The organism is Streptomyces griseorubiginosus (assembly GCF_017614965.1).
Taxonomy (GTDB): Bacteria; Actinomycetota; Actinomycetes; order Streptomycetales; family Streptomycetaceae; genus Streptomyces; species Streptomyces griseorubiginosus_B.
Genome location: NZ_WVUG01000286.1, coordinates 1 through 11,530 on the forward strand (window position 1 = coordinate 1; position 11,530 = coordinate 11,530).

Consider the following 11,530-nt stretch of genomic DNA (forward strand, 5'->3'; position numbering starts at 1 on the left):
CCCCCGTGGTGCGCGCAGGGAGGTGCATCTCATGACCGACCGACGGCTCTGGTCGTACAAGGAGATCGCGGCGCACATCAAGGTGCAGCCGGACACCGTGCGTTCGTACCGCAAGCACGGGCTGCTGCCCCCGCCGGACCACGTCGAGGGCGGCAAGCCCTTCTGGTACGCCGACACGGTCCGCGCCTGGGTCGCCTCCCGCCCCGGCAACCGGGGCCGCAAGGAAGCCTGACCGCCCCTTGGGTACCACCCGTGCCCCGCCGCCCCCGTGGGCACACCGTGCTCCCCGGCCGGGTGAGGAGCCCCGTTCAGCTCCACGGTTCGATGACCGTCACCCCCGCTCCCGGTGCCGTCCCCATCGCCGTCAGGGCGGTCGGGGTCGCGTCCAGGGTGATGGTGGAGGTGACCAGGAGGTCGGGACGCAGGACGCCCGCGCGGACCAGCTCCAGCATCGGCGGATAGGTGTGCGCGGCCATGCCGTGGCTGCCGAGGAGTTCCAGTTCCAGGGCGATGGCACGGGCCATGGGGACCGGCGTCGTGCCGTCCGGGGAGGGCAGCAGGCCCACCTGGACGTGGCGGCCGCGGCGGCGCAGGCCGTTCACCGATGCGGCGCAGGTCACCGGCGAGCCGAGGGCGTCCAGGGACAGATGGGCGCCGCCGCCGGTCAGGTCGCGGATCGCCGCCGCCGTGTCCGGCACCCGCGTGGCGTCCACCGCGTCCGACGCCCCGAACTTCCGCGCCAGGTCCAATGCGGCCGGTGACACGTCGACGGCGACCACCCGTGCCCCGGACGCCGCCGCGATCATCACCGCGGACAGTCCCACGCCACCGCAGCCGTGCACCGCGACCCACTCCCCCGCGGCGACCCGGCCCTGCTGCACCACCGCCCGGAACGCCGTCGCGAACCGGCAGCCGAGCGCAGCCGCCGTGGCGAACGACAGTTCCTGCGGCACCGCCACGAGGTTCGCGTCCGCGTGGTCCAGCGCCACGTACTGGGCGAAGGAGCCCCAGTGGGTGAAGCCGGGCTGGGTCTGCCGCTCGCAGACCTGCTGGTCGCCCGCCGCGCAGGCGCCGCAGGTTCCGCAGGCGCACACGAAGGGGACGGTGACACGGTCGCCGGGGTGCCAGTCGCTCACGCGGGCGCCGACGGACTCGACGACACCGGCGAGTTCATGGCCCGGAACGTGAGGGAGGGTGATGTCCGGGTCGTGGCCCTGCCAGCCGTGCCAGTCGCTGCGGCAGAGGCCGGTGGCCTCGACGCGGACGGTCACTCCGTGGGGGGCCGGGCGAGGGTCGGGGACTTCACGTACCTCGGCGGGTTCACCGTATTGCTCGAAGACCACCGCTCGCATCCGCCATCCCCTCGCCGTCGTTCTCCGGGGGTCCATCGTGGCTGGTCGCGCCGGTCCCCGCGCCCCTGTCGGGGCGCTCATTCTCGCCCTCGCTCAATCCGAACCGTGCGTGGAACCTCCGCAGCGGGGCCGGTGCCCACCATGTCGCCGTGCCTGTCAGTCTCATCACCGCCGGTACCAGCAGGCTGCGGACGATCATCGCGTCCATCAGGACCGCCAGCGCGATGCCCAGGCCGAGCATCTTGGTGTTGGTGACGCGGGAGGTGCCGATCGCCACCATCACCACCGCCAGGATCACCGCCGCCGCCGTGATCAGGCCGCCGGTGCGCTGCAGGCCGTGGCGGACCGCGGCGTTGTGGTCGCCCGTTCTGTCGTACTCCTCCTTGATGCGGGAGAGCAGGAAGACGCCGTAGTCCATGGAGAGGCCGAAGGCCACGCAGAACATCAGGACCGGGAGGGTCGTCTCGATGGAGCCGGGGCTGGTGAAGCCGAGCAGGCCCGAGAGGTGGCCGTCCTGGAAGACCCAGACCACCGCGCCGAACATCGCCGTCAGGCTGAGCGCGTTGAGCAGCACGGCCTGGACCGGTATCAGCACGCTGCCGGTCAGGAGGAAGACCAGGAGCAGGGTGACGACCGCGATGACGGCGGCCGCCCAGGGCAGACGCTCGGCTATCGCGTGCTTGGAGTCGACCAGTACGGCGGCCGTGCCGGTCACCTTGGTGGCGAACGGGGCGTCCGCGGCGCGCACCTCACCCACCAGACGCTGGGCCGTGTCGTCCACGGCCTCGCCCTTCGGCAGCACCGTGAAGTACGCGGAGTCGCCTCTCACCAGCGGGCCGTCCACCCGCAGCACACCGGGGAGACGGGCGATCCGGTCCTTGTAGGCGGCGTACTGCGCCTTGGTCGCCCTGCCTTCCGCGAGCACTTCGAGGCCGCCTCCGGGGTTGCCGGGGAAGCCGTCGCGGATGTGCTGCTGGACGACGTGCGACTCGGCGGTCGAGGGGAGCTGGCGGTCGTCCGCGGTGCCGAACTTCACGCCCAGGAAGGGCAGTCCGAGCAGGACCAGCACGGCCGTCGTGGCCAGGGCGAAGAACGGGGCCCGGCGCATCACCAGGGCCGCCGTGCGCGCCCAGGCGGTGCCCTCCTCGCCCGACGTCCCGGCCGGGCGCCCGCGCCGGAACACCTTGCGCAGGTCGAGGGAGTTGACGCGGTGGCCGAGCAGCAGGAGGGCCGCCGGGAGCAGGATCAGGGCGGCCGCCGCGGCCAGCAGGACCACCGCCATCCCGGCGTAGGCGAAGGACCGCAGGAAGTACTGCGGGAAGACCAGCATCGCGGCGAGGGAGACGGCGACCGTGAGGGCAGAGAAGAGCACCGTGCGGCCGGCGGTGCGCAGGGTGGTGGCGACGGCCGTGGGCGGCTCGGAACCGGCGGACAGTTCCTCCCGGAAGCGGCGGACGATGAACAGGGCGTAGTCGATGGCGAGGCCCAGGCCAAGGGCCGTGGTGAGGTTCAGGGCGAAGACCGAGACGTCCGTGAACTCCGTCAGGCCGCGCAGTACCGCGTTCGTGCCGAGGATCGCGACGATGCCGATGCCCAGCGGCAGCAGGGCCGCGATCGCCGAGCCGAAGACCATCACCAGCAGCAGAAGCGTGACCGGAAGGGCGATCATCTCGGCGCGGGCGAGGTCCTCCTTGATGATCGTCTGCATCTCGCCGCGGACCGCGACCATGCCGCCGATCTTGACCTGAACCGGGCCGTGCGTGCCTCGGTAGTGGGGTGCTATGCGGTCCAGGGTGTCGCTCGCCGTCTTCTCGTCGCCGCTGATGTGCGCGGCGATCAGCGCCTCGTGACCATCCTCGGCGCGCAGGGCGGGCGACTTGGTCTGCCAGTAGGAGCCGACGCCGATGACGCCCGTCTCGGCGGCGAGGCGGGTGGCGAGGCGCTGCGCCTCGGCGGCGACCGCGGGGGTGTCGACCGAGGCGCCGCCGGAGTCGACGAGGAGCAGGAGGTTGGGCTGGGAGTCCGGGAACTCGCGCTCCAGGGCCTTGGTCGCATAGGTGGACTGGGCGGCCGGGTCCTGCCAGCCGCCGCTGCCCAGCCGGTCGGCGACCCCGCTGCCGGCGAGCACGGCGAGAGCGGTGATCACCAGCGCGACCAGCAGCGACAGCCGCGGTCGGGCGGTCACGAACCGGGTCCATCCGCCGGGCCGGGGTGGGCTGCTGGGTGGGCTGTTGACTTCGGTCATGGTGCGGTGTCCCCTTCACCGTGGAAACCGTAAACTGACAAACACGAGAGACCGCTCGCATTTGATCCACCCCCAGAATGCGAGCGACCGCTCGTGTTTGTCAATCGTGTTCGGAGAGCTGGGGATAACACGTGCCCGACAACCAGCAGCAGGAGCAGCCGCGCCGCCGGCAGGCCCGCGGGGAGCGCCGGGTCGCCCAGCTCCTCGAAGCGGCCGCGACCGTGTTCTGCACGACCGGCTACACGGCGGCCAGCACCAACGCCATCGCCCGCGAGGCCGGCGTCTCACCCGGCACGCTCTACCAGTTCTTCCCGAACAAGGAAGCGATCGCGATCGAGCTGGGCGACCGGCTGATGCACGAGATGCGGGAGACCTACGGCGAGGCGCTCGCCCCGGTAGACCCCGCGACCCCTCTGGAGCAGGCGGTCGGCGCCGCCGTCGACCGGTTCATCGCGTTCAACTGCGACCACCCGGTCTTCTTCGCGCTGATGCACGGCCCGGACGTACCCGGCCGGATCGCCGAGGAGCACGACGCGCTGCACGCGACCCTGCTCGGCCGGATCGAGGGACTGCTCTCCAGCCTCCTGCCCGACGCCCCCGCCGCCGACCTCACCCGCACCGCACAGGTCTGCCTCGGGATGTACAAGGCGGGACTGGAGCTGGTCCTGGCCCATGAGGGCGCCGAGCGCGACGCGTACACCCGGGAGATCAAGAACGTACTGATCCGCTATCTCGAGCCGCTGGTGGGCGACCGGCTGGGCCGAACCGCGGGCGAACCCTCGTTGAGTCATACCCCCTAGGGGTATAGTGTGAGAGGCAGGGGCCCCACCGTGGGTCCCGCAGGCCCCACACGCCTCCACGAGGAGAACGACATGACCGCCCAGTCCGACACCCAGGGTTCCGTCACCACCGTCTACAAGGTGAGCGGGATGAGCTGCGGACACTGCGAGGGCTCCGTCTCCAGCGAGATCTCGGAGCTCCCCGGTGTCACCTCGGTCAAGGCCGTCGCCTCGGCCGGCGAGGTCACCGTCGTCTCCGAGGCCCCGCTCGACGAGGCCGCGGTGCGCGCCGCGGTGGACGAGGCGGGCTTCGAGCTCGTCGGCCAGGCCTGAGCGGCCTACCTTCCGTTCTGTTCTCCGACCGGGCCGCGCCGACCAGCTGATACTGGCTCCGCGTGGTCCGGTCCGATGTCTGGAGTCCGGACATGACCAGTACGCCCACCGAGACACCCCCCGCGGACGCGGCGGAGGTCGAGCTGCTGATCGGCGGCATGACCTGCGCCTCCTGCGCGGCCCGCGTCGAGAAGAAGCTCAACCGCATGGACGGGGTCACCGCCACGGTGAACTTCGCGACGGAGAAGGCCAAGGTCAGCTATCCCGCCGGCATCCAGGTCGCCGACCTGATCGCCACCGTCGTCAAGACCGGCTACACCGCCGAGGAGCCCGCGCCGCCGCAGCCCGTCGAGGAGGAGCCGCAGGCCGCCGAGGACGATCCAGAACTCGCCTCCCTGCGTCAGCGCCTCACCGTCTCCGCCCTGCTCGCGGTCCCGGTCGTCGCGCTGTCGATGATCCCCGCCCTGCAGTTCGACAACTGGCAGTGGCTGGCGCTCACCCTCGCCGCCCCCGTGGTCGTCTGGGGCGGTCTGCCCTTCCACCGGGCCGCCTGGACGAACCTCCGGCACGGCGCCGCGACCATGGACACGCTGGTCTCGGTCGGCACGCTGGCCGCGTTCGGCTGGTCCCTGTGGGCGCTGTTCTTCGGCGACGCGGGCATGACCGGCATGCACGACGAGTTCCGGTTCACCGTCTCGCGCACCGAGAGCGCCTCCTCGATCTACCTCGAGGTGGCCGCCGGAGTGATCGCGCTCATCCTGCTGGGCCGCTATCTGGAGGCCCGCGCCAAGCGGCGCTCGGGGACCGCGCTCAGGGCCCTGATGGAACTGGGCGCGAAGGACGTGTCCGTACTGCGCGACGGGCGCGAGGTGCGTGTCCCGGTGTCCCGGCTGGCCGTGGGGGACCGTTTCGTCGTACGGCCCGGGGAGAAGATCGCGACCGACGGCACCGTCGTCGAGGGTGCCTCCGCGGTGGACGCGTCCATGCTGACCGGCGAGTCGGTGCCGGTGGACGTCGGCGTCGGTGACACGGTCACCGGGGCCACGGTCAACGCCGGCGGACGGCTGGTCGTCGAGGCCACGCGCGTGGGCGCGGACACACAGCTCGCGCGGATGGCGCGGCTGGTGGAGGACGCGCAGAACGGCAAGGCGCAGGTGCAGCGGCTCGCCGACCGGATCTCGGCGGTCTTCGTGCCGGCCGTCATCCTCGTCGCCCTCGCCACCTTCGGGACGTGGCTCGGCGTCACCGGCGACACCGCCGCCGCGTTCACCGCGGCCGTCGCGGTCCTGATCATCGCCTGCCCGTGCGCGCTGGGCCTGGCCACGCCGACCGCGCTGATGGTGGGCACGGGGCGTGGCGCCCAGCTCGGCATCCTGATCAAGGGCCCCGAGGTGCTGGAGTCCACGCGCCGCGTCGACACGGTCGTCCTGGACAAGACCGGCACGGTCACCACGGGCCGCATGACCCTCCACGAGGTGTACGCCGCCGACGGCGCCGACGAGAAGGAGGTGTTGCGGCTCGCGGGCGCCGTGGAGCACGCCTCCGAGCACCCGGTCGCCCGGGCGGTCGCCGCGGGCGCCGAGGAGCGGCTCGGACGACTGCCCGAGGTCGAGAACTTCGAGAACGTGCCGGGGCGGGGCGTCCGTGGCCGCGTGGACGGGCGTGACGTGGCCGTGGGGCGCCTCTACGACGTTCTGCCCAAGGAACTGGCCCGCGCCCGCGACGAGGCCGAGAGGGGGGGTCGTACGGCCGTCGTGGTCGGCTGGGACGGGGTGGCACGCGGTGTCGTCGCCGTCGCCGACGCGGTGAAGCCGACCAGCGCCGAGGCCGTGCGTGGGCTGCGCGCGCTGGGCCTGACGCCGGTGCTGCTGACCGGGGACAACCGGACGGTGGCCGAGGCGGTGGCCCTGGAGGTCGGGATCGAGCAGGTGATCGCGGAGGTCCTGCCCGAGGACAAGGTGGCCGCCGTACGCCGGCTGCAGGAGGAGGGGCGGGTCGTCGCGATGGTCGGCGACGGTGTCAACGACGCGGCCGCGCTCGCCGCCGCCGACCTGGGGCTGGCGATGGGCACCGGGACGGACGCGGCGATCGAGGCGGGCGACCTGACACTGGTGCGCGGGGATCTGCGGGTGGCCGCGGACGCGATCCGGCTGTCGCGCAGGACGCTGTCCACGATCAAGGGAAACCTCGTGTGGGCGTTCGGCTACAACGTCGCGGCGCTGCCGCTGGCCGCCGCGGGACTGCTGAATCCGATGATCGCCGGGGCCGCGATGGCCTTCTCATCCGTCTTCGTGGTCACCAACAGTCTCAGATTGCGGACGTTTCACTGAACTACGGCCAAGTTACTGCCGGTTACCGGCAGTCGAAGTAAGAGCACCCCTAGAGTCCGGCGCCGGGCTCACATAAGCTCTTCACAAGGCTCGCGCATCATCCTTACGCTTGGGTCCCGATCAACGCGTCGGGGCTCTTGCGTATCAAACGGACAAATGCAAGAGACGCAGATCACAGTGATGTGAACGTAACCATCGAAGGGGTTCGAAGGTCTAAGTTGGCGATGTCGGAAAGCGTCTTGGGGGGCGCGAACCGGCATCTGGGGATGTCTTGGGGGACTTCTCCAGAGATGCGTTGCCGGGGCACGTACTTCGGGAAGCTTTGAGCGGCCCTCCCGAGCGTGCGCTGTCCCGGCAGACCGCACATCACCCATGAGTACGACGAGTTCTGCTCGTTCTGCTCAACCGCAGTACCAGCTGTACCGAAAGAACAGCGATTCAGGCGCTGGTCTCTCAGGCGCCCGGCCGGATCCCGTGGGGGGAATCCGCACCGGGACATGGGAAGGCGCCCTGGTCGTCGGCCCGTGGGGGGACCGGCGTCAGGGCGCCTTCCGCTTTTTGGTTCACATGCCGAGGGCCGTTTCGTTCGGCCCCCTCAAGGGCGCAGCACCCTCAGGGGCGCGGTGAACCGCGCCCCAACGGCAGGTGCTAGCGCTCCTCGACGGGAACGAAGTCGCGCTCGACGACACCCGTGTAGATCTGGCGCGGGCGGCCGATGCGGGAGCCCGGCTCCTTGATCATCTCGTGCCACTGGGCGATCCAGCCCGGCAGCCGGCCGAGGGCGAACAGGACCGTGAACATCTCGGTCGGGAAGCCCATCGCGCGGTAGATCAGACCGGTGTAGAAGTCGACGTTCGGGTAGAGGCTGCGCGAGACGAAGTAGTCGTCCGAGAGCGCGTGCTCCTCCAGCTTCAGCGCGATGTCCAGCAGCTCGTCGGACTTGCCGAGGGCCGAGAGGACGTCGTGCGCGGCGGCCTTGATGATCTTCGCGCGCGGGTCGAAGTTCTTGTAGACCCGGTGGCCGAAGCCCATCAGACGGACGCCGTCCTCCTTGTTCTTCACCTTGCGGATGAAGGAGTCGACATCGCCGCCGCCGGCCTGGATGCCCTCGAGCATCTCCAGCACCGACTGGTTCGCACCGCCGTGCAGCGGGCCCCACAGGGCGTTGATGCCGGCGGAGATCGACGCGAACATGTTGGCCTGCGACGAGCCCACCAGGCGCACGGTCGACGTCGAACAGTTCTGCTCGTGGTCCGCGTGCAGGATGAGGAGCTTGTCGAGGGCGGAGACGACGACCGGGTCGAGGTCGTACTCCTGCGCCGGCACCGAGAAGGTCATCCGCAGGAAGTTCTCGACGTAGCCGAGGTCGTTGCGCGGGTAGACGAACGGGTGGCCGATCGACTTCTTGTAGGCGTACGCGGCGATCGTCGGAAGCTTGGCGAGCAGGCGGATCGTCGAGAGGTTGCGCTGCTTCTCGTCGAAGGGATTGTGGCTGTCCTGGTAGAACGTGGACAGTGCGGACACCACCGAGGACAGCATCGCCATCGGGTGGGCGTCGCGCGGGAAGCCCCGGTAGAAGTTCTTGACGTCCTCGTGCAGCAGCGTGTGCTGGGTGATCTCGTTCTTGAACGTGGCGAGCTCGTCGACGGTGGGCAGCTCCCCGTTGATCAGCAGGTAGGCGACCTCCAGGAAGGTGGAGCGCTCGGCCAGCTGCTCGATCGGGTAGCCGCGGTACCGCAGGATGCCCGCCTCGCCGTCGAGGTAGGTGATGGCGGATTTATAGGCGGCGGTGTTGCCGTAGCCGCTGTCCAGGGTGACCAGCCCGGTCTGGGCGCGGAGCTTCCCGATGTCGAAGCCCTTGTCGCCGACGGTGCTGTCGATCACCGGGTAGGTGTACTCGCCGTCGCCGTACCGCAGTACTACAGAGTTGTCGCTCACGTCTTCCCTCACCGACGTAGTGCCTCATCTTCGAGGTTGCCCTGACTGTCTCTACCTTCCCCCAATTGGCTCAGGAGAGTGCACTCGGGGTCGACCATCGGGCCTATCGACGGCACTGAGTGCCGCCAACTTGCCCATCCTGCCCCCTGTCTTCCCGATCCGGAAGTGCTCTGTGACCTTCACGACTCATTTGATCGATCATTTTTCGAGATGAGTCTGAAGTCCAGCGCCGTACAGCGCCTGCCCGCCGACACCGTGCGCACCGCCTGACCGATCGCCTTGCGCGAACCGACCAGCACCACCAGCTTCTTGGCCCGGGTGACCGCCGTGTAGAGCAGGTTCCGCTGGAGCATCATCCAGGCTCCGGTGGTGACCGGGATCACCACGGCGGGATATTCACTCCCCTGCGAGCGGTGAATGGTCACCGCGTACGCGTGGGCCAGCTCGTCCAGCTCGTCGAACTCGTACGGCACCTCCTCGTCCTCGTCCGTCAGCACCGTCAGGCGCTGGTCGACCGGGTCGAGCGAGGTGACAACGCCCACGGTGCCGTTGAAGACACCGTTCTCCCCCTTCTCGTAATTGTTGCGAATCTGGGTGACCTTGTCGCCGACCCGGAAGACCCGGCCGCCGAATCTCTTCTCCGGCAGGTCCGGGCGGCCCGGGGTGATGGCCTGCTGGAGCAGACCGTTGAGGGTGCCGGCGCCGGCCGGCCCGCGGTGCATCGGCGCGAGGACCTGCACGTCCCGGCGCGGGTCCAGCCCGAATCTGGCCGGGATGCGGCGCGCGGCCACGTCCACGGTGAGCCGGCCGGCCTCCTCCGTGTCGTCCTCGACGAAGAGGAAGAAGTCCTTCATGCCGTCGGTGACCGGATGCTGCCCGGAGTTGATCCGGTGCGCGTTGGTCACCACGCCGGACTGCTGGGCCTGCCGGAACACGCGCGTGAGGCGCACGGCGGGGATCGGGCTGTCCTCGGCCAGCAGGTCCCGCAGCACCTCGCCGGCGCCGACGCTGGGCAGCTGGTCGACGTCCCCGACGAAGAGCAGATGCGCACCGGGCGGTACGGCCTTGACCAGCTTGTTGGCCAGCAGCAGGTCCAGCATCGACGCCTCGTCGACCACCACCAAGTCGGCCTCCAGCGGCCGGTCCTTGTCGTAGGCCGCGTCACCGCCGGGCCTGAGCTCCAGCAGGCGGTGGACGGTGGAGGCCTCCGCGCCGGTCAGCTCGGCCAGCCGCTTGGCGGCGCGTCCGGTGGGAGCGGCGAGGACGACGCGGGCCTTCTTCGCCCGGGCCAGCTCGACGATCGACCGGACGGTGAAGGACTTGCCGCAGCCGGGACCACCGGTCAGGACAGCCACCTTCTCGGTCAGCGCCAGCTTGACGGCCGCCTCCTGCTCGGGCGCGAGGTCGGCTCCCGTGCGGCCCTTCAGCCAGGCCAGCGCCTTGTCCCAGGCGACGTCCCGGAAGCCGGGCATCCGGTCCTCGCCCGTGCGCAGGAGTCTGAGCAGCTGGGCGGAGAGGGAGAGCTCGGCGCGGTGGAAGGGGACGAGGTAGATCGCGGTGACCTGCTCACCGTGCTCTCCGGGCACCTTCTCCCGTACGACACCGGGGTCCTCGCCGTCCTCGGGCACCTCCGCCAGTTCCGCCAGGCACTCGATGACGAGCCCGGTGTCGACCTGCAGCAGCTTCACCGCGTCCGCGATCAGCCGCTCCTCCGGGAGATAGCAGTTGCCCTGGTCGGTGGCCTGCGACAGCGCGTACTGCAGGCCGGCCTTGACCCGCTCCGGGCTGTCGTGCGGTATGCCGACGGACTGGGCGATCTTGTCGGCGGTCAGGAAGCCGATGCCCCAGACGTCGGCCGCGAGGCGGTAGGGCTGGTTCTTGACGACCGAGATGGACGCGTCGCCGTACTTCTTGTAGATGCGCACGGCGATCGACGTGGACACCTCCACGGTCTGGAGGAAGAGCATGACCTCCTTGATCGCCTTCTGTTCCTCCCAGGCGTCGGCGATCTTCTTCGTGCGCTTGGGGCCGAGGCCCGGGACCTCGATGAGCCGCTCGGGCTCCTCCTCGATGATCTTCAGGGTGTCCAGCCCGAAATGCTGGGTGATGCGGTCGGCGAAGACCGGTCCGATGCCCTTGACGAGACCCGAGCCGAGGTAGCGCCGGATGCCCTGGACGGTGGCGGGGAGGACGGTCGTGTAGTTCTCGACGGTGAACTGCTTGCCGTACTGGGGGTGGGACCCCCAGCGGCCCTCCATCCGCAGGGACTCCCCCACCTGCGCGCCGAGCAGCGCGCCGACGACCGTGAGGAGGTCGCCGGCGCCTCTGCCGGTGTCTACGCGGGCGACCGTGTAGCCGTTGTCCTCGTTGGCGTACGTGATCCTTTCGAGCACGCCTTCGAGCACGGCCAGACGTCGTTCGCCCGTGGGGTTCCCCGCCTGTTGAGCCATGATCCGACGGTACTGGTGCGCACTGACAGTCAGCGAAGGGATGTGGATTTCAGAGCTTCGAGGAACGTGGTGAAGGCGGGGGTGGGGAAGGTGAGGGTGGCTC

At 70.0% G+C, this 11,530-nt stretch carries 8 protein-coding genes; 4 read left to right on the forward strand and 4 right to left on the reverse strand.

Annotated features, from left to right (window positions below; all coding sequences use genetic code 11):
* Positions 1–31 precede the first annotated feature (31 nt).
* Positions 32–232, forward strand: coding sequence for a helix-turn-helix transcriptional regulator (locus GRC12_RS35225; protein ID WP_208784039.1), 201 nt, complete (start codon positions 32–34; stop codon positions 230–232).
* Between the two features lie 76 nt (positions 233–308).
* Here GRC12_RS35225 and GRC12_RS35230 read toward each other — a convergent pair whose 3' ends face one another.
* A complete protein-coding gene (locus tag GRC12_RS35230) occupies positions 309–1,352 on the reverse strand; it encodes a zinc-dependent alcohol dehydrogenase family protein (protein ID WP_208784042.1) in 1,044 nt (347 codons plus the stop codon).
* Positions 1,321–3,597, reverse strand: coding sequence for an MMPL family transporter (locus GRC12_RS35235; protein WP_208784044.1), 2,277 nt, complete (start codon positions 3,595–3,597; stop codon positions 1,321–1,323). The genes GRC12_RS35230 and GRC12_RS35235 overlap by 32 nt, the downstream gene beginning before the upstream one ends.
* A 131-nt stretch (positions 3,598–3,728) precedes the next feature.
* On the opposite strand from GRC12_RS35235, the gene GRC12_RS35240 reads away from it, so the two are divergent.
* The 3 genes from GRC12_RS35240 (at position 3,729) to GRC12_RS35250 (ending at position 7,039) form a co-directional block, all read left to right on the forward strand.
* Entirely contained in the window at positions 3,729–4,397 is a 669-nt protein-coding gene (locus tag GRC12_RS35240) for a TetR/AcrR family transcriptional regulator (RefSeq protein ID WP_208784045.1), read from the forward strand.
* A gap of 72 nt (positions 4,398–4,469) precedes the next feature.
* Positions 4,470–4,709 carry a heavy-metal-associated domain-containing protein gene (locus tag GRC12_RS35245; protein ID WP_208784046.1) on the forward strand — a complete coding sequence of 80 codons (240 nt, stop codon included), beginning with the start codon at positions 4,470–4,472 and terminating at the stop codon, positions 4,707–4,709.
* 92 nt (positions 4,710–4,801) lie between these two features.
* On the forward strand, positions 4,802–7,039 hold the full coding sequence (locus GRC12_RS35250; protein WP_208784047.1) for a heavy metal translocating P-type ATPase: 2,238 nt from the start codon (positions 4,802–4,804) through the stop codon (positions 7,037–7,039).
* A gap of 648 nt (positions 7,040–7,687) precedes the next feature.
* Here the strand turns inward: GRC12_RS35250 and GRC12_RS35255 are convergent.
* Positions 7,688–8,977 carry a citrate synthase gene (locus GRC12_RS35255; RefSeq protein WP_133040823.1) on the reverse strand — a complete coding sequence of 430 codons (1,290 nt, stop codon included), beginning with the start codon at positions 8,975–8,977 and terminating at the stop codon, positions 7,688–7,690.
* Positions 8,978–9,156: 179 nt separating this feature from the next.
* The gene (gene recD2 / locus GRC12_RS35260; protein ID WP_208784048.1) at positions 9,157–11,427 is read right to left on the reverse strand and encodes an SF1B family DNA helicase RecD2; all 2,271 of its coding nucleotides are present in this window, start codon (positions 11,425–11,427) and stop codon (positions 9,157–9,159) included.
* Positions 11,428–11,530 lie beyond the last annotated feature (103 nt).